The organism is Citrobacter gillenii (assembly GCF_013337685.1).
In the GTDB taxonomy this organism is placed as follows: Bacteria; Pseudomonadota; Gammaproteobacteria; order Enterobacterales; family Enterobacteriaceae; genus Citrobacter; species Citrobacter gillenii.
This window is the reverse complement of record NZ_SUQN01000004.1, coordinates 46,712-70,268: the sequence shown is the minus strand read 5'-3', so window position 1 is coordinate 70,268 and position 23,557 is coordinate 46,712. Positions and strand designations below refer to the sequence as shown.

The 23,557-nt window shown below is 51.7% G+C and carries 22 protein-coding genes; 14 read left to right on the top strand and 8 right to left on the bottom strand.

Annotated elements, in window-relative coordinates:
- The first annotated feature begins 9 nt into the window (after nucleotides 1-9).
- On the top strand, nucleotides 10-729 hold the full coding sequence (gene folM, locus FCH32_RS10135; RefSeq protein ID WP_153879534.1) for a dihydromonapterin reductase: 720 nt from the start codon (nucleotides 10-12) through the stop codon (nucleotides 727-729).
- On the opposite strand, the gene FCH32_RS10130 is transcribed toward folM, so the two are convergent.
- Complete coding sequence (locus FCH32_RS10130; RefSeq protein ID WP_096757114.1) at nucleotides 726-1,061, bottom strand: GlpM family protein; 336 nt, start codon at nucleotides 1,059-1,061, stop codon at nucleotides 726-728. The two genes, folM and FCH32_RS10130, sit on opposite strands and share 4 nt — an antisense overlap.
- A 126-nt stretch (nucleotides 1,062-1,187) precedes the next feature.
- Here FCH32_RS10130 and rstA point away from each other — a divergent pair, with 126 nt between their 5' ends.
- On the top strand, nucleotides 1,188-1,922 hold the full coding sequence (gene rstA / locus FCH32_RS10125) for a two-component system response regulator RstA (protein WP_167456051.1): 735 nt from the start codon (nucleotides 1,188-1,190) through the stop codon (nucleotides 1,920-1,922).
- 242 nt (nucleotides 1,923-2,164) lie between these two features.
- A complete protein-coding gene (locus FCH32_RS10120; protein WP_115258545.1) occupies nucleotides 2,165-3,517 on the top strand; it encodes an L-cystine transporter in 1,353 nt (450 codons plus the stop codon).
- Nucleotides 3,518-3,574: 57 nt separating this feature from the next.
- Here the strand turns inward: FCH32_RS10120 and FCH32_RS10115 are convergent, their stop codons facing one another.
- The 3 genes from FCH32_RS10115 to FCH32_RS10105 all read right to left on the bottom strand — a co-directional run bounded on the left by FCH32_RS10115 (nucleotide 3,575) and on the right by FCH32_RS10105 (nucleotide 6,297).
- On the bottom strand, nucleotides 3,575-4,603 hold the full coding sequence (locus FCH32_RS10115) for a HoxN/HupN/NixA family nickel/cobalt transporter (RefSeq protein ID WP_115258546.1): 1,029 nt from the start codon (nucleotides 4,601-4,603) through the stop codon (nucleotides 3,575-3,577).
- Nucleotides 4,604-4,724: 121 nt separating this feature from the next.
- Nucleotides 4,725-5,555: an aminoglycoside phosphotransferase family protein gene (locus tag FCH32_RS10110; protein WP_174360841.1), complete on the bottom strand. Its 831-nt coding sequence runs from the start codon at nucleotides 5,553-5,555 to the stop codon at nucleotides 4,725-4,727.
- 289 nt (nucleotides 5,556-5,844) lie between these two features.
- A complete protein-coding gene (locus FCH32_RS10105) occupies nucleotides 5,845-6,297 on the bottom strand; it encodes an SgcJ/EcaC family oxidoreductase (RefSeq protein ID WP_096757119.1) in 453 nt (150 codons plus the stop codon).
- 595 nt (nucleotides 6,298-6,892) lie between these two features.
- Here FCH32_RS10105 and rstB point away from each other — a divergent pair.
- Together rstB and tus are read left to right on the top strand one after the other, a co-directional pair.
- A complete protein-coding gene (gene rstB / locus FCH32_RS10100; protein WP_174360840.1) occupies nucleotides 6,893-8,194 on the top strand; it encodes a two-component system sensor histidine kinase RstB in 1,302 nt (433 codons plus the stop codon).
- 73 nt (nucleotides 8,195-8,267) lie between these two features.
- Nucleotides 8,268-9,197: a DNA replication terminus site-binding protein gene (gene tus / locus FCH32_RS10095; protein WP_117343078.1), complete on the top strand. Its 930-nt coding sequence runs from the start codon at nucleotides 8,268-8,270 to the stop codon at nucleotides 9,195-9,197.
- Here the strand turns inward: tus and fumC are convergent.
- Both fumC and fumB read right to left on the bottom strand, forming a co-directional pair.
- On the bottom strand, nucleotides 9,194-10,597 hold the full coding sequence (gene fumC / locus FCH32_RS10090) for a class II fumarate hydratase (RefSeq protein ID WP_096757122.1): 1,404 nt from the start codon (nucleotides 10,595-10,597) through the stop codon (nucleotides 9,194-9,196). The two genes, tus and fumC, sit on opposite strands and share 4 nt — an antisense overlap.
- Before the next feature lie 143 nt (nucleotides 10,598-10,740).
- A complete protein-coding gene (gene fumB / locus FCH32_RS10085) occupies nucleotides 10,741-12,387 on the bottom strand; it encodes a class I fumarate hydratase (protein ID WP_174360839.1) in 1,647 nt (548 codons plus the stop codon).
- A 263-nt stretch (nucleotides 12,388-12,650) separates the two neighbouring features.
- Here fumB and manA point away from each other — a divergent pair, with 263 nt between their 5' ends.
- Together manA and FCH32_RS10075 are read left to right on the top strand one after the other, a co-directional pair.
- On the top strand, nucleotides 12,651-13,826 hold the full coding sequence (gene manA, locus FCH32_RS10080; RefSeq protein ID WP_153879526.1) for a mannose-6-phosphate isomerase: 1,176 nt from the start codon (nucleotides 12,651-12,653) through the stop codon (nucleotides 13,824-13,826).
- A 107-nt stretch (nucleotides 13,827-13,933) separates the two neighbouring features.
- Nucleotides 13,934-15,436 (top strand): YdgA family protein, encoded by a 1,503-nt coding sequence (locus FCH32_RS10075; protein WP_174360947.1) that lies wholly within the window; start codon nucleotides 13,934-13,936, stop codon nucleotides 15,434-15,436.
- 74 nt (nucleotides 15,437-15,510) lie between these two features.
- Here the strand turns inward: FCH32_RS10075 and FCH32_RS10070 are convergent, their stop codons facing one another.
- Complete coding sequence (locus FCH32_RS10070) at nucleotides 15,511-16,539, bottom strand: Mal regulon transcriptional regulator MalI (protein WP_117343075.1); 1,029 nt, start codon at nucleotides 16,537-16,539, stop codon at nucleotides 15,511-15,513.
- A 170-nt stretch (nucleotides 16,540-16,709) separates the two neighbouring features.
- Between FCH32_RS10070 and malX the strand changes: the two genes are divergently transcribed.
- From malX to add, 4 genes are all read left to right on the top strand, one after another.
- Nucleotides 16,710-18,302 carry a maltose/glucose-specific PTS transporter subunit IIBC gene (malX, locus tag FCH32_RS10065; protein WP_174360838.1) on the top strand — a complete coding sequence of 531 codons (1,593 nt, stop codon included), beginning with the start codon at nucleotides 16,710-16,712 and terminating at the stop codon, nucleotides 18,300-18,302.
- 10 nt (nucleotides 18,303-18,312) lie between these two features.
- Nucleotides 18,313-19,485 (top strand): MalY/PatB family protein, encoded by a 1,173-nt coding sequence (locus tag FCH32_RS10060; RefSeq protein WP_174360837.1) that lies wholly within the window; start codon nucleotides 18,313-18,315, stop codon nucleotides 19,483-19,485.
- Nucleotides 19,486-19,648: 163 nt separating this feature from the next.
- Nucleotides 19,649-19,819 carry a YnfU family zinc-binding protein gene (locus FCH32_RS10055; RefSeq protein ID WP_164496619.1) on the top strand — a complete coding sequence of 57 codons (171 nt, stop codon included), beginning with the start codon at nucleotides 19,649-19,651 and terminating at the stop codon, nucleotides 19,817-19,819.
- Between the two features lie 226 nt (nucleotides 19,820-20,045).
- Nucleotides 20,046-21,047, top strand: coding sequence for an adenosine deaminase (add, locus tag FCH32_RS10050; RefSeq protein WP_174360836.1), 1,002 nt, complete (start codon nucleotides 20,046-20,048; stop codon nucleotides 21,045-21,047).
- A gap of 47 nt (nucleotides 21,048-21,094) precedes the next feature.
- Here add and FCH32_RS10045 read toward each other — a convergent pair whose 3' ends face one another.
- The gene (locus tag FCH32_RS10045) at nucleotides 21,095-22,135 is read right to left on the bottom strand and encodes an oxidoreductase (protein ID WP_096757129.1); all 1,041 of its coding nucleotides are present in this window, start codon (nucleotides 22,133-22,135) and stop codon (nucleotides 21,095-21,097) included.
- Between the two features lie 241 nt (nucleotides 22,136-22,376).
- Between FCH32_RS10045 and blr the strand changes: the two genes are divergently transcribed.
- The 3 genes from blr to FCH32_RS10030 all read left to right on the top strand — a co-directional run bounded on the left by blr (nucleotide 22,377) and on the right by FCH32_RS10030 (nucleotide 23,544).
- Entirely contained in the window at nucleotides 22,377-22,511 is a 135-nt protein-coding gene (blr, locus tag FCH32_RS10040) for a division septum protein Blr (RefSeq protein ID WP_096757130.1), read from the top strand.
- Nucleotides 22,512-22,796: 285 nt separating this feature from the next.
- Nucleotides 22,797-23,012: a transcription modulator YdgT gene (gene ydgT, locus FCH32_RS10035; RefSeq protein ID WP_096757131.1), complete on the top strand. Its 216-nt coding sequence runs from the start codon at nucleotides 22,797-22,799 to the stop codon at nucleotides 23,010-23,012.
- A 91-nt stretch (nucleotides 23,013-23,103) separates the two neighbouring features.
- Nucleotides 23,104-23,544 (top strand): DUF2569 domain-containing protein, encoded by a 441-nt coding sequence (locus tag FCH32_RS10030; protein WP_115258559.1) that lies wholly within the window; start codon nucleotides 23,104-23,106, stop codon nucleotides 23,542-23,544.
- Nucleotides 23,545-23,557 lie beyond the last annotated feature (13 nt).

Here is a 23,557-nt window from a genome sequence, read left to right as displayed (position 1 = left end):
GAGATTACGATGGGTAAAAAGCCCCTGCCAGTACTTATCACCGGCGCAGGCCGTCGCATCGGCCTCGCAATTGCATGGCATTTTTTGAATCAAAAACAGCCGGTAATTATCAGCTATCGTACGCATTATCCATCGATTGATGGTCTGCAAGAAGCCGGCGCGGTGTGCATTCAGGCCGATTTTTCGACCGATGCCGGCGTGCTGGCCTTCGCTGATGACGTAAAAAACCGAACGGATGGATTACGCGCCATCGTGCACAATGCCAGCGCCTGGGTTGCAGAAAAACCCGGTAAACCGCTGTCTGACGTGTTGTCCAGCATGATGCAGATCCATGTCAACACGCCCTACCTGCTAAACCACGCGCTGGAAGGCCTGCTGCGCGGCCACGGCCACGCCGCCGGCGACATCATCCATTTTACAGATTACGTCGTCGAGCGCGGCAGCGACAAACATATCGCGTATGCCGCCAGCAAGGCTGCACTGGACAACATGACCCGCTCATTCGCGCGTAAACTGGCACCAGAAGTCAAAGTGAACGCCATCGCCCCATCGCTTATTCTGTTTAACGAAGATGACGACGCCGAATATCGTCAGCAGGCTCTGAACAAGTCACTGATGAAAACCGCGCCCGGCGAGAAAGAGGTCATTGAGTTAATCGATTATCTGTTGACCAGCTGTTTTGTCACCGGGCGTAGTTTTGCCCTGGATGGCGGTCGCCACCTGCGTTAGTGCAGTTTTACCCAACAAATAATCAGCAACCACGCGCTCAGGCCCCAGCAGACTACCGCCCCGCCGAGCGCGACGGGCAGGCGCATAAACCCGGTGAAGTACCACAGTGAAACAAGGTAGACAAAATAGGGAATAATTGACCACATACTGAAGACAATTGTGGTGCGTAACGCTTCAATACCGCGCTCGCTGGCCACAATATAGTGAGCGATCAGCGCAAAAGTCGGGAACAGCGGAATTAATCCGGCAATATAGTAATTCTTTGTTTTAGCCAGCACGCCAATCAACACCACCACCAGCGCACCCAGCGCCGCTTTTATAAGTAACCCCATCACTTTGCCTTAACACATCAATAACATCAGTCCCTAGCATAACGGAAGCGTTCTCGTTTAGAAAAGATTAATGGAAGGAAAAACAGGGGCGGTGTATGTTGGCACTTTATAATCAAAATGAATGATATGAACACCATCGTATTTGTTGAAGATGATCCTGAAGTCGGCTCGCTGATTGCCGCTTACCTGGCCCGGCACGATATCGAGGTCATCCTTGAACCGCGCGGCGATGTAGCCGAAGAGAAGGTCCTGCAGGTTCAACCCGACCTGGTGTTGTTAGACATTATGCTGCCTGGTAAAGACGGAATGACCATCTGTCGTGATTTGCGCGGGCGCTGGCGGGGTCCAATTGTTCTGCTGACGTCTCTCGACAGCGATATGAACCATATACTGGCGCTCGAAATGGGAGCCTGTGACTACATTCTGAAAACGACGCCGCCGGCGGTGCTGCTGGCCCGCCTGCGCCTGCATTTACGCCAGAACGAACATTCGACGCAGTCAAAAGGTATTCAGGCGGCCACCCTTACGCCGCATACCATACTGCGCTTTGGTACGCTAACTATCGATCCAACCAATCGTTCCGTGCTACTTGCTGGTGACCCCGTTTCGCTGTCTACCGCCGATTTCGAACTACTGTGGGAGCTGGCAACCCATGCGGGACACATTATGGATCGCGATGCGTTGCTGAAAAATCTGCGTGGTGTGAGTTATGACGGGATGGATCGCAGCGTTGATGTGGCGATTTCCAGACTGCGCAAAAAACTGCTGGATAACGCCACAGAGCCGTACCGCATCAAGACCATCCGTAATAAAGGCTATTTGTTTGCCCCGCACGCCTGGGATGATGAACCACGCAAATAACCCCGCCAGGCTGGTTTTAACCCAGCCAAATTCGCCATTTAACGTTACACTGTCACGCAAATCGTCTACAGGATAAGCATAAAGACCTCGTCTCGGTCTGAACCACACTTTTTGTGTGGCTGTCAGTGGTCCCCCTCCCTATAATCCGTCCCGGTCCTGAGCCACTATGGCTCAGCGTTTTATTTCAAAAATACACTCTCTTTCCGGCATTTCAGGTGCTGAATGAGGCAAGAGGCTACATTATGTTCGTTACTCTCGCGTATATCGCGTTATTTTTGGTTTGTTCATGGGCTGTATTCAGAATCGACCAAAAAAGTCACTCCCTGTCCAAAAGCGTTTTCATTGCCATTTTTATCGGTGCCGTTATTGGCTTATCCCTGCATTTTATTGCAGCCGACAACAGCAAAACAATTATCGACTGGTATAACGTCATCGGTAACGGTTATGTCAATTTACTCAAACTGGTTGCGGTTCCGCTAATCTTTATCTCTATCCTGTCGGCGATTAATAAGCTCGAAAACAGCGCCGGAATTGGCAAAATGTCACTCACTATCGTAGGGAGCATGCTCTGCCTGGTGATGATCGCCGGATTTGTTGGCCTGCTCACCGCCCACGTTTTAGGTCTGGATGCCAGCGCGTTTGGCCATATGCAGTCAACGTTGACGGCTGAGGATGTGAGTAAAACAGCCGCAGTTTCACTGCCTAAGCTAGTCACCTCGCTGATCCCCACCAATATCTTCCTCGATCTTACCGGGGCCAGAAGCGTTTCTGTTATTGGTATTGTGATTTTCACTCTGCTTGCCGGGGTAGCATTATTAAAAGTAAAACAAGATGCACCGCAAGAAGGTGAAAAATTAAGCGCGGGCATTAACGCCATCCAGATTTGGGTGATGAAAATGGTGCGCATCGTTATTGCCCTCACCCCCTATGGCGTGATGGCATTAATGGCTGGCGTGTTTTCCGCTTATCGGTTTGAACAATTTGCCAGTTTGTTAGGTTTTATTGCCGCCTGCTACATTGCCGTGCTGATGATGTTTATCGTGCATGCGCTAATTTTGCTGCTTAGCGGAAACAATCCTGTGCGCTATTTTAAAACCGTGTGGCCGGTTTTAACCTTTGCGTTTGTTTCGCGCAGCAGCGCTGCCTCTATTCCACTGGCCATTACCGCGCAGGAAAAATTTGGCGTACAAAATACCATTGCCAATATCGCGGCTTCATTTGGTTCCAGCATGGGCCAGAATGGCTGTGCCGGGATTTACCCTGCGATTATGGTGGCAATGATTGCACCGACAATGGGCATCGATCCGCTGTCGGTACATTTTCTGCTCGCGATGCTACCGGCGATTGCGCTGGGATCGATTGGGGTGGCGGGCGTCGGTGGTGGTGGGACGTTTGCCGCACTGATTGTGCTCTCCACGCTGAATTTTCCGGTCGCGCTGGTGGGGATTTTTATTGCTATTGAGCCGATTGTCGATATGGCGAGGACTGCATTAAACGTCAACGGCTCGATGATGTCGGGCGTGCTGGCTAACCGAATTTTGCGTAAAGAAACGTCCGCGCAGCAACCGTCCACATCGCTCAGCAACGCTGAATAACCGTTCAGAGCAGTGCCAGATAATAGCCTTCCCGCTGACAGGAAGGCTTTATTTAGGTTAGCTGAGCATCAACCTGTCATAGTTTTTCCAGCGATAATTCAGCGCGGAGAGGATCCAGCAACCGAGAAATACAGCAATAATCATAAAACCAACATTACCCATGTGGTCACTCATATTGCTTACCGTATCCCACATTCCGCCCTGAAGTGAAAACGCATCGGACAGTAATCCTAACGCTTCCAGCCCGCCAATAAATACCGCCACAATCACCGAGGTTCCGGTGATGGTCATATTGTAATACAGCTTTCGCTGCGGCTTATTAAAGGCCCAGCCATAGGCCTCGACCATCAGAATACTGTCGAGGCAATCAATTAACGCCATGCCACAGGTAAACAATGCCGGAAACACCAGAATGGACCAGATGGACATCCCACTGGAAGCACCTGAAGCAGAAATGCCTAACAGCGAAATTTCTGTGGCAGTATCAAAACCCAGCCCAAACAAAAAGCCGACAAAATACATATGCCAGTCTTTCCCCACCAGCCTAAAGGCCGAGCGGAAGAGCCAACTCAGAGGCCCTGAAATCGTGATTTCTTCCGCGGTTCCGTAATAGGTGCCCGTACGTTTTAAATGGCGGAATGCCTTCCATACCTGGCAGAAGATAATCAGATTGATGGTCGCCAGAATCAGCAAGAACGCTGCAGAAACGGCCGTACCGATCACGCCCCCAACATTCTGCAACCACGCCATATGATGTTTAAACACGCTGGTAGTGAGGGCAATGCCAATACTTGCCAGTACCACAATGGTGGAATGTCCGAGAGAAAACCATGCCCCGGTGGTCAATGCGCGCTTTTTTTGCTGCATCAGTTTGCGGGTTGCGCTGTCGATGGCGGCGATATGATCGGCATCCACGGCGTGGCGCAAACCGTAACACCAGGCGACCAGGCTCAGCGCCAGAAGCGAGGTATGATGACTAAATACCGTGAAAGCCCACAGCCACGCCACAATGTTTGCCCCGACCAAAATCGCCACCAGCAGCATAATATCCGGACGTTTTTTGCACACTGAAAACAACGTGTTCATTGTTTTCGGCCCATTAACTTATTCATAAGAGACACAACCTAACCCGCCATTTACTGATTGGTAATCTAAATATTTATCAGCCTAATGATAACGGTTTAAAATTGCTGACGCGTGTCGTAGATCAAAGTTGCAGAGACCCTGAGTCCAGTTCAGCAAACGCGAGATCCGCCACCCGCAGGGTTATTGCCGCAGTGCCCCCGTCTTGCAGCAACCAGGCGGATGAAAGCCCACACCATGCCGCGATCCACAGAAGAAGACGCTCGCGTTTAAGTCCGGCAGCCTCTGAAACGATGTTGACGCGCTGGGTGAACCGCGATGGATCAATGGCGATGCCAATACCAGGATCGGCAAGATCGGGATTGGTGAAAATATTGGCGTAATCAAACCCACGCTCACCCAACAACCCTTTCGGATCGATAGCCAGCCATCCAGACTCTGCAAAATCAAGCACATTACCGTGGTGTAAATCACCGTGCAGCACCACGACATCTTGCGCAGTGGTGAAAAGCACATTGGCTGCCTGCGCGCAACGAAGCATGATCCCACCAAAACGTTGCGCTGTCGGCTCAAGATCGCGAAACCAATGTTCAAGTGGCGTGAGCACCGGTGTTGAGGTATTTGCCGCAACATGGAGTCGACGGGCAGTTTGGCAAATGATGCGGCAGGCTCGCGCATCCTGGTCTTCCCGGGACATATCCGTCAGCGATTGTGTCCCTGTGGCACGTTCTAACAGAATCGCCCCATTTTCATGAGCCAGCACCCTCGCCGCCCCGTTCCCGTTCCACCAGGTCATCAACTGACAACCGGTTCGCTCACTGTCATCATCCGTGAGTTTAAGAATGGCTTTCTTGCCACCGTGAATTGTTGTCACGGGTAGCAGATACGATGTATGAGTCACGATGGGAGCACCATCAGGGATGAGTTTCCAGCGGCTTAACCAGGTACTGAACATATGCTTTCCAAAGTAATACCACCCTCTTCAGCCTGAGTGAATCGCTGGTGGAACATTAGCGAGATTTTTACCGCATTATAACGATGACGGGTCAGGGCGACACCTACATCTATACAGAATTTTATGCTAGGTTGAAAAATACAGCCCTCGAGAAAGAGGCAAACGCCAGCTTCAAAAACAGATCGTTTATGCTGCTTTACGGTCAATTGCGCCATAGAATTCAGAATAAAATAAAATCACATCATCGATAAAAACAGGGAGCGCTGAATTCTCGCCCCCTGCACTTTTTTTACCCCTCAGGCATCGCCGAAGAGTGATGGGTGGAGATTTTCCACTCTTTTCCATCCCATGCGTAAGTGAACGTATATCGTGCTGAAACGGTAGATTTATCGGCGAAGGTAAATGTGTAGGTACCGGTATCTATCGCCTTGTTGCACCCCAGACGAATAGTGCGAGTATCAATTTTTCCGGTAGGTTTCTTCGCCAGAAAATGCTCAAAATAATCAATGCGTTCAGCATCCGTTAAGCGGGCTTTATTGGATACCGTTGGCAGTAACACCGCATCGCTGAGATAGTTTTCTGAAACCGTCTTCGCGTTGCCCGTTTTTAACGATGCGTTCCACTTATCAAATAGCGCTTCGATTTGAGCGTTATCGACCTTCACGCAGTCAGGTGCCGACACCGCAAAAACCGGGCCAGACAGAAGGGTCAGTGAAGCAATAAGACCAAATAATTTCTTCATTTTAATCAATCCATTCGTGGTCGTATGGCAATGCTGAACCATTGATAACCAGGCTATAAAAATCGCATGGCATGTCATTATCAATGGGAATCATCAACATACGCTGTGTGTGAAAATAAAGAATCCGTGAGGGAAAGGGTATTCAATACGAAGGAGTTATAAGAGATTTTTGTGTTATCGCCACGGGTAGAGACTGTTCAACTTCCTGGTTAATTATAGTTCAGTGATTATTGCTGAAGCATGACTTTCAGTATTTTTGCCCGCATCCAGTACGGGCTTTCTAGATGATGCTCCCCTCATATCGCGCACTCACCTTGCACAAAGACAACCGCCAGCAGCAATTACTCTGTTAAGACGAGACTGTTTACCGGGCCCAACTGCCCTCGCACGTTCCAGACATGCTGTATTTATTACGGGCCTCATGGGCCATGAGAATGCAGAAAGGGTTTATACAGTGTACTCTGCCGGGATAAGCGCGATTGACGATGGTCAGACTGAATTTCTGAATCTGCGTCTCGGTGGATACAGCAATCCCCCGCCAGCCCCGAGTGGCAAAAGCGTATTAGCTAACTTATTGAGCGTCCGGTGATTTGTTATGAAGAAGCTGTTTGTACAGTTTTACCTGTTGCTGTTCGTCTGCTTTCTGGTGATGACCCTGCTGGTCGGTTTGGTATATAAATTCACCGCAGAGCGCGCCGGCAGGCAGTCGCTCGATGATTTAATGAAAAGCTCCTTGTATTTGATGCGCAGTGAACTTCGCGAGATCCCGCCCCATGAGTGGGGGAAGACGCTGAAAGAGATGGATTTAAACCTCTCGTTTGATCTGCGCGTGGAGCCGCTGAATAAATACCATCTGGATGCCCCTACCCAGCAGCGTCTGCGCGAGGGCGATATTGTGGCACTCGACGACCAGTACACCTTTATTCAGCGTATTCCTCGCAGCCATTATGTCCTTGCCGTCGGCCCGGTTCCCTATCTCTATTTTCTGCATCAAATGCGCTTGCTGGACGTCGCGCTGATGGCGTTCATCGCCATTTCGCTGGCCTTCCCGGTGCTTATCTGGATGCGTCCGCACTGGAAGGAGATGTTGAGGCTGGAAGCGGCGGCGCAACGTTTTGGTGAAGGACACCTGAGTGAACGGCTGCATTTTGACAGCGGTTCCAGTTTTGAGCGGCTCGGCGTGGCGTTCAACCAAATGGCGGACAATATCAATGCGCTCATTGCCAGCAAAAAACAGCTGATTGATGGCATCGCCCATGAGCTGCGCACACCGCTGGTGCGTTTACGCTACCGGCTGGAGATGAGCGATAACCTCAGCGAACAGGAATCCCAGGCGCTGAATCGTGATATTAGCCAGTTGGAAGCGCTCATCGAAGAGTTACTCACCTATGCGCGACTCGACCGGCCACAGAATGAGTTAAACCTCACGGAACCAAACCTACCGGTATGGCTCACCACCCATCTGGACGATGTACAAAGCGTTAATCCTGACCGCACGGTGCGCCTGCGCCATCTAACCTCCGGTGATTACGGTGCGCTGGATATGCGCCTGATGGAGCGCGTCCTGGATAATTTACTCAACAACGCCCTGCGCTACTGCCAGTCTACGGTTCACGCCAGTCTGCTGCTTCAGGGTAATCAAGCGATGCTGATCGTCGAAGACGATGGCCCCGGCATTCCACCTGACGCCCGTGCGCAAGTTTTTGAACCGTTTGTTCGTCTCGATCCCAGCCGCGACCGGGCCACCGGCGGCTGCGGACTCGGGCTGGCCATCGTCCACTCGATTGCGCAGGCCATGGGCGGTACGGTGATGTGTGACGAAAGCGAACTCGGCGGCGCGCGTTTCACCTTTAGCTGGCCCCTCTGGCATAACATTCCTGAATTTTCCGCTACTTGACCCCTACGGCTCGGTGGTCAGGTAACGTTGGGTGTGCTATAAAAAAGTATGTTGTAACTAAAATGGTAACTCTATGGCTCGTTACGATCTCGTTGAACGTCTGAACAGCACTTTTCGCCAGATGGAACAAGAACTGGCGCAATTCACTGAAAATCTGCAGCAGCACACGCTACTGATTGCCCGTGTGTTCTCCTTGCCAGAAATCGCAAAAGAGTCGGAGCACGCCCCGCTGGAGGCCATCGACGTTAAACAACATTTAGGTAAAGAAGCTGAAAGTCTGGCGCTGCGCCACTACCGCCACCTGTTTATTCAGCAGCAGTCCGAGAATCGCAGCAGCAAAGCTGCCGTGCGCCTACCCGGCGTGTTGTGCTATCAGGTCGACAGCCCTTCTCAGGCGACGCTGGAAGCGCAAATCCAGCGTATCAACCAGTTGAAAACAACCTTTGAGCATATTGTGACGGTGGATTCAGGTCTGCCACCCGCCGCACGTTTCGAATGGGTGCATCGCCATTTACCAGGACTCATCACCCTCAATGCTTATCGAACGCTGACGGTGGTCAGAGAACCTGCGACCCTGCGATTCGGTTGGGCCAATAAACACATTATTAAAAACCTGAAACGCGATGAGGTACTGGAACAACTGGAAAAGAGCCTGAATTCACCGCGCAGCGTACATCCATGGACGCGCGAAGAGTGGCAGGCCCGTCTGGAGCGCGAGTATCAGGACATTGCCGCCCTGCCGCAACAGGCGAAACTGAAGATAAAAAGACCGGTGAAAGTCCAGCCCATCGCCCGCGTCTGGTACAAAGGGCAGCAAAAGCAAGTGCAATATGCGTGTCCGACACCGCTGATTGCACTGATTAATAACGATAATGGTATGAGTGTGCCGGACATCGGCGAGTTGCTGAATTACGATGCCGACAACGTGCAACACCGTTTCAAACCGCAGGCGCAGCCGCTGAGGTTGATTATTCCCCGGCTGCACCTGTATGTGGCAGATTAACGTCCCGGTCGCATACTTCCGACCATCAGTTCCGGGCGCACCCAACTGTCGAACTCGGCTTCGCTAAGGTAGCCCAGCGCCAGCGCCGAGGCTTTTAACGTCAGCCCCTCTTTGTGAGCCTTTTTGGCGATCTCTGCGGCTTTATCGTACCCAATATGGGTATTCAGGGCAGTCACCAGCATCAGGGATTCGTTGAGCAACTGGTCAATGCGCTCGCGATTGGGCTCAATGCCGGTCGCGCAGTGCGCATTGAAGCTTTCCATACCATCTGCCAGCAGACGAACTGATTGCAGGAAATTATGGATAACCATCGGTCGGTAGACGTTAAGCTCAAAATTACCGGAGGCTCCGCCAATGTTGATAGCCACATCGTTGCCCATTACCTGACAGCACAGCATAGTTAAGGCTTCACATTGTGTGGGGTTGACCTTACCAGGCATGATGGAGCTGCCTGGCTCGTTTTCAGGAATCGCTATCTCGCCGATACCACAGCGCGGACCAGATGCCAGCCAGCGCACATCGTTGGCAATTTTCATTAACGATGCGGCCAGACCTTTCAGTGCACCATGGGCATGTACCAGCGCATCACAGGTGGCCAGCGCTTCGAATTTATTCGGCGCGGTGACAAACGGTGCACAGGTGATCACTCTCAGTTCATCCGCGACCCGGCGAGCATATTCAGGATGTGTATTCAGTCCGGTGCCGACGGCCGTTCCTCCCAAAGCCAGTTCAGCCACATGCGGCAGGCTGTTTTCTATGTGCTTCAGGTTATGTTCCAGCATCGCCACCCAGCCAGAAATTTCCTGACCCAGCGTCAACGGTGTAGCGTCCTGCAGATGCGTACGGCCAATTTTGACAATATCTGCAAACGCGTGGGATTTTTTACTCAGTGTTTCAATTAAAACATTCAATTGTGGAATAAGTGACTTACGCAGAGCCAGCAGTGCGGCAACGTGCATCGCCGTGGGGAACACGTCATTTGAACTTTGGCTTTTATTGACGTCATCGTTGGGGTGTATTTTACGTTCCATCCCCCGCACGCCGCCCAGCAGTTCGCTGGCGCGGTTCGCCAGCACCTCGTTCATGTTCATATTGCTTTGCGTACCGGAACCGGTCTGCCAGATAGCCAGCGGAAACTCGTCAGCGTGTTTATCAGCCAGCACTTCATCTGCCGCCTGCATGATGGCGTTCGCTTTTTCTGCCGCCAGCAGCCCGAGGTCCTGATTTACCTTCGCGGCGGCACGTTTAGTGAGCGCCAGCGCGTGGATCAGCGAGACCGGCATTTTCTCCGTAGAGATACGAAAATGCTCCAGCGATCGTTGGGTTTGTGCGCCCCAGAGTTTATCGGCCGGAACCTCAATCGCCCCCATTGAATCATTTTCGCGGCGTACCGTTACCATGACCTGCTCCTTATATTAACAATTGATTAGGTTATGTTTCGACATTGCCCATTTGCCATTGGTCTTATGAGTATTGACGAGGATGGAACCCTCGTTTGGTGGTTCGTGCGGTAAAAAAAAACCGCCCCGAGGGGCGGCTGACGTTACTTAACGCAGCGTGCGCACTGCGACGTCTGAATCTGTTGGAAGAAATCGTTACCTTTGTCATCCACCAGGATAAACGCCGGGAAATCTTCCACTTCAATTTTCCAGATGGCTTCCATCCCCAGTTCCGGGTATTCCACACATTCCAGGCTCTTGATACTGCCTTGCGCCAGCACTGCCGCAGGACCGCCGATACTACCTAAATAGAAGCCACCGTGTTTATGGCAGGCGTCAGTAACCTGCTGGCTGCGGTTGCCTTTTGCCAGCATGATCATGCTGCCACCCGCAGACTGCAGTTGATCAACGTATGAATCCATGCGTCCGGCGGTGGTTGGGCCCAGCGAACCCGAAGCATAACCTTCCGGCGTTTTCGCCGGACCCGCGTAATAGATTGGATGATCTTTAACATACTGCGGCAAACTTTCGCCGTTATCCAGACGCTCTTTCAGTTTTGCATGCGCAATATCACGTCCGACGATGATTGTGCCATTCAGTGACAGACGCGTGGAAACAGGATACTGCGACAACTGAGCCAGGATCTCTTTCATCGGGCGGTTAAGATCGACGCGCACCGCTTCGCCTTCACCGGCCTGACGCAACGCTTCCGGGATGTACTTGCCGGGATTATTTTCCAGCTTCTCAATCCAGATCCCCTGGCGGTTGATCTTGGCTTTGATATTACGATCCGCTGAACAGGAGACACCCATGCCAACCGGGCATGACGCACCGTGGCGCGGCAGGCGGATCACGCGAATATCGTGGGCGAAGTATTTCCCGCCGAACTGCGCGCCCAGTCCAAGGTTTTGCGCTTCAATCAACAGCTCTTTTTCCAGCTCGACATCGCGGAACGCCTGACCATGCTCATTACCTTCAGTCGGCAATTCATCATAATATTTTGCCGACGCCAGCTTAACGGTTTTCAGCGTTGCTTCTGCCGAGGTTCCACCAATCACAAAAGCAATGTGATACGGCGGACAGGCTGCGGTTCCCAGCGTACGCATTTTCTCGACCAGATAATTTTTCAATTTACCCGGCGTGAGCAGCGCTTTGGTTTCCTGATACAGATAGGTTTTATTCGCCGATCCCCCGCCTTTGGCGATGCAGAGGAATTTGTACTCGTCACCGTCCACGGTATACAGGTCTATCTGCGCAGGCAGGTTGGTTCCGGTGTTCACCTCGTTATACATATCCAGCGCGGCGTTTTGCGAATAGCGCAGGTTATCTTCGATATAAGTGTTATACACCCCACGCGCCAGAGCGGCTTCATCACCCCCGCCGGTCCAGACACGTTGCCCTTTTTTACCGACAATAATCGCCGTACCGGTGTCCTGGCAGGTCGGTAACACGCCTTTCGCCGCGATGTCGGAGTTACGCAGGAATTGCAGGGCCACATATTTGTCGTTCTCGCTGGCATCCGGGTCGCAAAGAATATCCGCAACCTGCTGCTGATGCGCCGGGCGCAGCATAAATGAGGCATCATGAAATGCCTGGCGGGCAAGGAGGGTTAAGGCTTGCGGATCAACTTTAATGATTTCGTGGCCTTCAAATTCGGAAACGGAAACATGGTCGCTGGTCAACAGATAGTATTCGGTATCATCCTTTTTGAGGGGGAAAGGATGCTGATAATGAAAGGGTTTGTTTGACATTGTGCTCTCACTTACTGCTCGGTCTGGTTATTCTCTGGGCAGATGTTCCATTGCCCTGCTTCCCTGTCGCGGGTCCGGTTGTGCCAGCAACGGCCTTTGTGCAACCAGAATTGCTCAGGGTATTAAAAGCGAGTCACCATATCCTACACAATTTTTTAACAAAAACTGAGACAAGTACGACTTTTTACATGCGCAGGTTACTTCCCCGTGGGTTTCTTGGTTTAATAGTCAGAGATAATTCCACATTGAAACAGGGCTTGATAATGCAAAAACTCATCAACTCAGTGCAGAACTATGCCTGGGGAAGCAAAACTGCCTTAACGGAACTTTATGGCATTGAAAATCCGACCCAGCAACCGATGGCAGAGCTGTGGATGGGCGCCCATCCGAAAAGCAGTTCTCGGGTTCAGAACGCCGACGGCCAGACAGTTTCCCTGCGTGACGTGATCGAGCACGATAAGTCAGCACTGTTAGGTGATGCCGTAGCACAACGCTTTGGTGAACTGCCTTTCCTGTTTAAAGTGCTCTGCGCTGCCCAGCCTCTTTCGATTCAGGTCCACCCGAACAAACACAATTCTGAGGTTGGCTTTGCCAAAGAAAACGCTGCAGGGATCCCAATGGACGCCGCCGAGCGTAATTACAAAGATCCTAATCACAAGCCCGAACTGGTGTTTGCCCTGACGCCTTTCCTGGCGATGAATGCGTTTCGCGAGTTCTCCGAGATTGTGGCACTGCTACAGCCAGTGTCTGGTGCGCATCCGGCCATCGCTCACTTCCTGCAGGAACCCAACGCCGAGCGTCTGAGCCACCTTTTCGCCAGCTTGTTGAATATGCAGGGCGAAGAGAAATCGCGTGCGCTGGCCGTATTGAAATCTGCCCTTAACAGCCAACAGGGTGAGCCGTGGCAAACTATCCGTCTGATAGCGGATGTCTATCCGGATGATAGCGGCCTGTTCTCTCCGCTGCTGCTCAATGTGGTGAAGCTGAATCCAGGCGAGGCGATGTTCTTGTTTGCCGAAACCCCACACGCCTACTTGCAAGGTGTGGCGCTCGAGGTCATGGCCAACTCCGATAACGTACTGCGCGCCGGACTGACGCCGAAATACATCGATATTCCAGAACTGGTCGCCAACGTTCAGTTTGTCGCTAAACCGGCGAATCAACTGCTGACAACCCCAGTCAAAACAGAGAGTGAACTTGATTTCCCAATCCCGGTTGACGATTTCGCGTTCTCCCTACATGAACTGTCTGCCCGTGAAGCCACTATCAGCCAGCACAGCGCCGCCATTTTGTTCTGCGTTGAGGGCGAAGCCGTGCTGAGCAAGGGCGAGCAACGCTTGGTACTGAAAGCAGGTGAATCGGCATTTATCAGCGCCAATGAGTCGCCGGTGAACGTCAGCGGCACCGGTCGTTTAGCGCGGGTTTATAACAAGCTGTAGCAAGATACTGATATTTTTAACAACTCTTGCTAAGCTAGTAGTGAGTTAAAGACATGTCACCCCTCCAGGCGTCTTCAAACGCCTGGATTTATTTTATGGATATCGAAATGAAAAAAACGCTGGTAGCTGCGGGTGTGGTGGTTGCACTGGGAATCGTCTGGACGGGCGGTGCATGGTTCACGGGAAAGAAACTGGAAACCCATCTTGCTGAGATGGTGACGCAGGCAAACGATCAGCTCAAACGCCTCTCGCCCGAGGCAGGCATTGAGCTGAGTTATGAGAACTACCAGCGCGGCGTGTTCAGCAGCCAGCTGCAACTGGTGGTAAAACCTGTTGCCGGTCAGGAAAATGCCTGGCTGAAGCCAGGGCAAAGCATCATTTTGGATGAATCCGTCGATCATGGCCCTTTCCCGCTAGCCCAGCTTAAGTCATTCAACCTGGTACCCGCGATGGCCGCAGTGAAAACCACGCTGGTGAATAATGACGTCACCAAACCGTTATTTGACATTGCCAAGGGTGAGTCTCCTTTCATCATCAATTCCCGCGTGGGCTATAGCGGCGATACCCGCTCTGACATATCTCTCAAGCCGCTGAGTTACGAAAAAGGCGATGAGAAAGTGGCCTTTAGCGGAGGCGAATTCCAGCTCAGCGCCGACAAAGACGGTAACGCGGTTTCCCTGACCGGTGAAGCGCAAAGCGGCGTGGTCAATGCGGTTAACGAGTACGACCAAAAAGTACAAGTTACCTTTAATAATCTGAAGACGGATGGCTCAAGCTCGGTTGCCAGCTTTGGTGAGCGTATTGGCGATCAGAAATTGTCCCTTGATAAGCTGTCTATTTCCGTCGAAGGCAAAGAGCTGGCGGTGCTGGAAGGCATGGGCATCGACGGTAAATCAGACCTGGTTAACGAGGGTAAAACCGTCAACAGCCAGCTGGATTACACGATCAACAGCCTGAAATTGCAGGGTCAAGATTTGGGTAGCGGTAAGCTGACGCTGAAAGTAGGCCAGATTGATGGCGAAGCATTACATCAGTTCAGCCAGCAGTATAGTGCCCAAACCAAAGCATTGATGTCACAGATTGACGTAGTGCAAAACCCGGAGCTGTATCAGCAGAAAGTGACCGAAGCGTTCTTCAGCGCTCTGCCTATTCTGATGAAGGGTGAGCCGGTTATTACCGTTGCGCCACTGAGCTGGAAAAATGCCAAGGGTGAGACCAGCTTTAATCTGTCCCTGTTCCTGAAAGACCCGAATGCGAACCAGGAAGAACCAAAAACGCTGGCACAGGAAGTGGATCGCTCAGTGAAATCACTGGACGCGAAGCTGGCGATCCCGATGGATATGGCAACTGAGTTCATGACCCAGATTGCCAAACTGGAAGGGTATCAGCAGGAAGAAGCGGCAGGTATGGCGAAACAGCAGGTCAATGGTCTTGCTGCGATGGGTCAAATGTTCCGCATCACGACGGTACAGGACAACACCATCGGCTCCAGCCTGCAGTACGCAAACGGTCAGGTGACGCTCAACGGCCAAAAAATGCCGCTGGATGAGTTTGTCGGCATGTTTGGTATGCCAACACTTTCCGCACCAGATGCCCCGGCCATGCCGTAGCCGTAATTTCCATCTGCGTGATGTCCGCCACAGCCCGATAAAGCAATTTATCGGGCTTTTTTACCTCTGGCGCATTACTTTTGCGTCACCAGTCTGGCGGATAACGTCAGATTGCGCGAATGCCCCTCATCACTGCTGATTCGCTGGAGTACGCGTTCAGCCAGTGTATATCCCATTTCACGCGCAGGCGTGCTGGCCCAAATAATCGGTAAATCATCCAGAGCGTTCTCTGCCACATCGGCAAAGGCGGCTAGCGAGATCTGCTGTTCAAAATAACGGTCAACGCCAATTTCACCACTCTGTCGCCCTGCTTTCATCAGGCCAAACCAAGCCCCAACGGCGATAGTTTCGTTATAGCACACCACCGCACTGATGGTCGGGTTATGCCGTAGTAGCGCCGTCACGGCGTCTGCGGCCTGCTTCTGGCTTGAGGCGCACTCCAGTACCCAATCGCTGTGAAAAGGCAGTCCAAATTTAAGCAGCGTGGCGCAATATCCCCCCACGCGTTCTGCACGGGTCAGAGAGGAGCTCTGTCCCCCTAACCAGGCGATTCGTTGATGACCATGCCCGACAAGATGCTCAACTAACAGCTGCGCAGCCTGCATATTGTCGGGTCTGACGGTGTCAGCATCATCCAGATAGCTGGCGCGTGAAGCAAACACTACCGGAATACCCTTTTCACCGGCCAACTGCCGTAACGCGTCGCTGCTGCCTGCGGCTCCGGCGATCACCACCCCGTCAACACCCTGATTGAGTAACATCGAGAAACGCTGGGCCAGCTGTTCGCCGTCCTTACCGCCATGCAGTAAAAATACCATCCGCCCCTGAGCTTCTAAGGCTTCCGTCAGTCCTGCCGTCAGTTCGGCATAAAACGGCGTCGAGAGATCGCGAACGATTAACCCAATAACCCCACTCTGCCCGCCACGCAGCGCCGATGCCTGGCGGTTACGTACGAACCCCAGTTGTTCGATGGCAGCATTGACCCGTTCTCCGGTCGCTGATGAGATACGCCCTTTGCCGCTAAGAACCAATGAGACGGTACTGACTGAGACACCGGCCGCCAGCGCTACATCATGAATGGTTATTTTTTTGGCTATAGCCATAAAACCAGAAAGCTCCCTGATAACGTGATGGATAAAACGTTTTATCAATCATCCGTATTTATACGCCCTATTATCCTTCGATAATGTGATTTGTAACGCACTAAAATTAGGTAAAACGTTTTATCTTCTCGCCATCATTCGTTGGTCGATTTTTTACAAGGAGTCGTTAGATGACGACGAGAAGCACACCAAAAGTCACGTTATGGGAATTTTTCCAGCAGTTGGGCAAAACCTTTATGTTGCCCGTAGCACTGCTCTCGTTTTGCGGGATCATGCTGGGGATCGGCAGCTCATTAAGCAGCCATGATGTCATTACGCTGCTCCCCGCGTTGGGGAACCCGATGTTGCAGGCGCTGTTTACCTGGATGAGCAAAGTCGGATCCTTCGCATTTAGTTTTCTGCCGGTGATGTTTTGTATCGCTATCCCGCTTGGCCTGGCGCGCGAAAACAAAGGCGTTGCGGCCTTTGCCGGTTTTGTCGGCTATGCGGTAATGAACCTGGCCGTCAACTTTTGGTTAACGGCCAAGGGAATATTGCCCACCACGGATGCGGCGATCCTCAAAGCTAACAACGTGCAAAACATTCTGGGGATCCAGTCGATCGACACTGGGATCCTCGGTGCGGTAATCGCCGGGATCATTGTCTGGATGCTGCATGAACGTTTCCACAACATTCGCCTGCCGGATGCGCTGGCGTTCTTCGGTGGTACCCGTTTTGTGCCGATTATTTCGTCGGTAGTGATGGGACTGGTCGGGCTGGTCATTCCGCTGATTTGGCCGTTCTTCGCCATGGGTATCACTGGCTTGGGTAACATCATCAATAGCGCCGGTGATTTTGGTCCGATGCTGTTTGGTACCGGTGAACGTCTGCTGTTGCCGTTTGGCCTGCATCACATTCTGGTGGCCTTAATTCGCTTCACTGAAGCTGGCGGTACGCAGGAGGTGTGTGGTCATAGCGTTAGCGGCGCGCTGACTATTTTCCAGGCCCAATTGAGCTGCCCTACCACTCAGGGCTTCTCTGAAAGTGCCACGCGTTTCCTGTCCCAGGGCAAAATGCCGGCGTTCCTCGGCGGTTTACCGGGCGCTGCGTTAGCGATGTACCACTGTGCTCGCCCTGAAAATCGTCACAAAATTAAGGGATTATTAATCTCCGGCCTGATCGCCTGCGTGATTGGCGGTACCACCGAACCTCTGGAGTTCTTATTCCTGTTCGTCGCACCGGTACTGTATGTTATTCACGCACTGTTGACCGGACTGGGCTTCACTATCATGGCTGTGCTTGGCGTCACTATCGGCAATACCGATGGCAACCTGATTGACTTCGTGGTGTTTGGCATCCTGCACGGGTTGTCCACCAAGTGGTATCTGGTACCGGTTGTCGCTGCTATCTGGTTCGCGGTGTACTACGTCATCTTCCGCTTCGCCATCACCCGCTTTAATCTGAAAACACCGGGTCGTGATGTCGAAATTGCCAGCAATATTGAGAAAGTCATGGCAGGAACGCCGGGCAAATCAGGCTATAACGTCCCGGCTATTCTGGCGGCGCTGGGTGGCGCTGAGAATATCGTCAGCCTGGATAATTGCATTACCCGCTTGCGTCTTTCCGTGAAAGATATGTCGCTTGTGAACGTGCAGGCACTGAAGGACAATCGCGCGATTGGTGTCGTTCAACTCAATCAGCATAACTTGCAGGTCGTCATCGGTCCGCAGGTCCAGTCGGTGAAGGACGAAATGACGGTTCTGATGAATACCGTACAGGCATAAGGGCAACAATATGTTTGATTTCTCAACTGAAGTGGACAGGCACGGTACCTGGTGCACCCAATGGGATTATGTCGCCGACCGGTTTGGTTCAGCCGACCTGCTACCATTCACCATCTCAGATATGGATTTTGCCACCGCACCATGCATTCTCCAGGCGCTGACGCAGCGCCTGTCACACGGTGTGTTGGGCTACAGTCGCTGGAAAAATGATGATTTTTTGGCGGCAATTAGCCACTGGTTCCTGACCCGCCATAACACCCAAATCGATCCGCAATCTGTAGTTTATGGCCCCTCCGTCATCTATATGGTGTCGGAGCTGATCCGCCAGTGGTCATCAACGGGTGACGCGGTGGTTATCCATACTCCAGCTTACGATGCGTTTTACAACGCCATCAAAGGCAACCAGCGTACAGTGCACCCTGTTGCACTGGAGAAACGTGCGCACGGCTGGTATTGCGATATGGCTAAGCTGGAAGAAACCCTCTCGCGGCCTGAAAGCAAAATTCTTCTGCTCTGTAGTCCGCAGAATCCGACCGGCAAGGTCTGGACCCGAGATGAACTGGAAACCATGGCTAGCATGTGCCAACGGCACGGCGTGAAGGTCATTTCCGACGAGATTCATATGGACATGGTATGGGATCAACAACCTCATATCCCATGGAATCAGGTTGCTCGAGGCGACTGGGCGCTGCTCACATCCGGCTCCAAGAGTTTTAATATTCCGGCGCTAACCGGGGCTTACGGAATCGTTGAAGACGCCGATAGCCGTAACCACTACCTTGCGGCGCTAAAAGGCCGAGATGGCCTTTCCTCACCTGCAGTACTGGCGCTTACCGCGCATATTGCTGCTTATCAGCACGGCGCCCCGTGGTTAGATGCGTTACGCGATTATCTGGCCGCTAATCTGCACTATGTCGCACATGAGCTTAATGCTGCGTTCCCTGAGTTAAACTGGCAGATCCCACAATCAACTTATCTGGCATGGATTGACCTGCGTCCGCTCAATATTGATGATCATGCGTTGCAGGATGTACTCATCCATCAGCAAAAAGTCGCGATCATGCCGGGATATACCTATGGTGAAGAAGGTCGCGGTTTTGTCCGTCTGAATGCCGGATGTCCGCGTGCAAAACTGGAAAAAGGTGTGAATGGGTTAATAAACGCTATTCGTTCGCTACGCTGACTGTATTTGCGCAATGAGCCTTTTCATTGCGCAAATTTTACCTGCTGGGGAATCCGCCTTCTTTGTTACTCTCTCACCATTGCACAATAGGGCAATGTGAGAAAAAACAGTATTTTTCAGCTAACCGTGTATAGTGGGCTTCCACTCAAATCAGGAAGAGCCTATGTCTGAACGTAAAAATGTGAAATCCCGCCGTAATTTTCTTATCAAATGTCCTTGCCCTAACTGCACCGCGCATTCTGAACACAGTTTTTCTCGCGTACAAAAAGGTGCCATGTTGATTTGCCCGCAGTGCAATAAACTATTCCAGGCCGATACCAAACTCGTCGCGTAAACTGCTATTCAGATAACCGCTGCTCAAAACAATTATCATGAATTGCGGTTATCACAGCATAAATCATCACTCCGAATCTCACGACATCTGTCATCTATAATTTCAGCAAATATCACGCCTAAATTAGGCTATTACAAAGCGAATACCTACTTTCTGGATGGTTTTAGCGGATGATGTTTCTGTTGTATAATGGTGCGCACTTTTACTAAAAACAAAGAGTGCGACCATGATTGATAAATCCCTCCCCTTAACCGACATCCATCGCCACCTTGATGGCAACATTCGTGCGCAAACCATTCTCGATCTTGGCCGTCAGTTCAATTTAACGCTTCCCGCTCAAACGCTGGAAACGCTGATCCCGCACGTGCAGGTCACCTCGACAGAACCGGATTTAGTCAGTTTTTTGTCGAAGCTCGACTGGGGCGTGAAGGTACTGGCCTCACTGGATGCCTGCCGCCGCGTGGCATTTGAAAATATTGAAGATGCCGCCCGTAACGGGCTGCACTATGTGGAACTGCGCTTTTCGCCCGGCTATATGGCGATGGCGCATCAACTCCCCGTCGCGGGCGTGGTTGAAGCAGTGATTGCGGGCGTACGTGAAGGCTGCAAGGCTTATGGCGTGGAAGCGCGCTTAATTGGCATTATGAGCCGTACTTTTGGCGAAGCCGCTTGCCTGCAGGAACTGGATGCACTGTTAGCACACCGTGACCACATTACCGCACTGGACCTGGCGGGCGATGAACTAGGTTTCCCAGGCAGTCTGTTCCTGTCTCATTTTAATCGGGCGCGCGATGCAGGCTGGCACATTACCGTGCACGCTGGTGAAGCAGCAGGCCCTGAAAGCATCTGGCAGGCAATAAGAGAACTGGGCGCTGAACGTATTGGCCATGGCGTTAAAGCTGTGGAAGATCGTGCATTGATGGATTTTCTTGCCGAGCAGCGAATTGGCATCGAATCCTGTCTGACCTCCAACATCCAGACCAGCACCGTTGCTTCACTGGCTGCACATCCGCTGAAGACGTTCCTCGAACAGGGTGTGTTGGCCAGTCTAAACACCGACGATCCCGCGGTTCAGGGCGTGGATATTATTCACGAATATACCGTTGCTGCTCCAGCTGCAGGGTTGAGCCGCGAGCAGATCCGTCAGGCGCAAATTAATGGTCTGGAAATGGCGTTTTTGAGTACTGAAGAGAAACGTGCGTTGCGTGAGAAAGTCGCAGCGGCATAACGATGATAGTGCCGGATAGCGCTAACGCTTATCCGGCATTTCCGTAATCAGGCAAGACACAACGTAGAACGATGTTTTGCCGATTCAATACCCAGCTCAATCAGTTCCATAATTTGAATGGCCTGTCGTGCTGGAACCGGGTTTTCACCATTGCCGTTCAGTGCATCACGGATACCCGCATAATAAGCCGGATAGTTACCCGGCACGGTTAACCAGGTCTCTTCCACACGTTCTTCGCCTTCGACCCGCGTCAGCACGCCATCGCGCATGTCGTAACCCCAGTCTTCCTGCGGCAAACGTTCACCATTTTTTAAACGTTCTTCCTGCGGATCAAGACCGTATTTCACATAGCTCCCACGCGAACCGTGCACGATGTAGCGTGCCGACTCGGCGGCAGCCAGCATCGTGCCGTGCAGAACCACCCGACGCTGAGGATAAGTCAAAATGGCGTGGAAATAATCTGTCGATTGTGCGCCAGGACGCAACTGCGCAAGGTCCACCGTCAGGCTGACGGGCAAACCAAACAGGTTAATGGCCTGATCCAACAGATGAGGCGCTAAATCGTACCAGATACCGCTTCCTGGACCGCCCTGTTCACGCCAGCGGTCGCGGACCTGCGGACGGAAACGATCGAAGTGGGATTCAAAGTAAGCGACTTCACCCAACACTCCGTCTGCCAGCAGGGCTTTCAGCGTCAGGAAATCACTGTCCCAGCGGCGGTTATGGAAAACAGACAGCACACGACCCAGGCTACGCGCCAACGCATCCAGTTCGCGAGCTTGTGACAGTGTCACGGTAAATGGCTTATCAACAACCACGTGTTTACCCGCTTCCAGCGCTGCTTTAGCGAGCGGGAAATGCGTGTCATTCGGCGTGGGGATCACAATCAGGTCGATGCTGGGATCGTTAAACAGATGCTTAGGCTCACTCACCACCGTAACAGAAGGCCAGTCCGCCTTCACTTTTGCTTCGTCACTACTGGATACCGCGGCCAGCTCCAGCCCCGGGGTGCCCACAATCAGAGGGGCATGGAAAGTTTTGCTGGCATAGCCATAGCCAATCAGCCCAACGCGGATGTTGTCACTCATGTTATTGCCTCTCAATTCAGGACCGACCTATTTCACACCATACATCGCAACGTCACAACAGTTTAATAACCTTTGCAGGGAAAAGGTTGTTTCTTAACTTAAGTCAAACATATGCCACTTAGTGATAACTTGCTGCGAAAAAGTCGTCGAAATCGTTCCCAATGCTCTTGCCGTCTTACTTATTGATAAGTAACATTTGCCTCCTGTGTTTAAGGATAAATCAAAGCAAATGTCGTCAGTAATGAATCGTCTTATTGAGTTAACAGGTTGGATTGTTCTCGCGGTTTCCGTCATCCTTTTAGGTATTGCCACGCATATCGACAACTACCAGCCACCAGAACCAACGGCTTCGGTGCATGCGGTGCAGAAAAAATAACCCACGGCCTCCTTTTTTAACCCAGCAGTCATGCTGGGTTAGGTTGTAACAGCGTCATTTCTATCAAAAATAGCGAATTGTGCAGTCCCCCACCTTGGCACTTATTGCCTGCGATAGCGAAGCGCGTTACCCTTTGACCGGGTGCTCAGCGTGCCTGCGTATCTATCAGTACGAACACTCTTATTTGTATCTTTGCACACCCTGCGTTTTTATCTGTGCAACCTTGTTTATTTTTTAATATTAACTACTCCGTTGGTGTTATTTTCTTAATATGGATCTCCACATATGACTGTTCAGGATTACTTATTAAAATTCCGCAAAATCAATTCCCTCGAAAGCCTGGAAAAACTGTTCGATCATCTTAACTACACGCTCACCGACGATCGCGACATTATCAATATGTATCGCGCGGCGGATCACCGCCGGGCGGAGCTTATCTCTGGGGGACGCCTGTTTGATATCGGCCAGGTGCCAAAATCCGTCTGGCATTATGTGCAATAAATAAGAAAGTAGCGCTCATCGTTAAAAGCTTTATAATAATCGCCCCAAAATGAATGGCATGTTTGTTTGCACGCGTAAATCTGGAGAAGAGATGACGACGACACCGGCACAACGTATCGGAGGCTGGCTACTTGGTCCACTGGCCTGGCTGTTAGTGGCGTTGTTGAGCGCTTCGCTGGCGATCCTGTTGTATGTAACTGCGCTGGCAACTCCGCAGACGTTTCAGACGCTCGGCGAACAAAGCGCCACTAATTTGCTGTTATGGGGCGTTTCCTTTATTACCGCTATCGCCATGTGGTACTACACGCTGTGGCTGACTATCGCGTTTTTCAAACGCCGACGCTGTGTACCTAAGCACTACATTTTATGGTTACTGATCTCCGTGTTACTGGCTATTAAAGCCTTTGCGTTTTCACCTGTTCCGGATGCCTTTGCCGTCCGCCAGCTACTGTTCCCGTTGTTGGCAGCTGCATTGCTGGTGCCCTATTTCAAGCGTTCGCAGCGCGTGAAATCGACGTTTGTGAACCCGTAATAACCCTACAGTT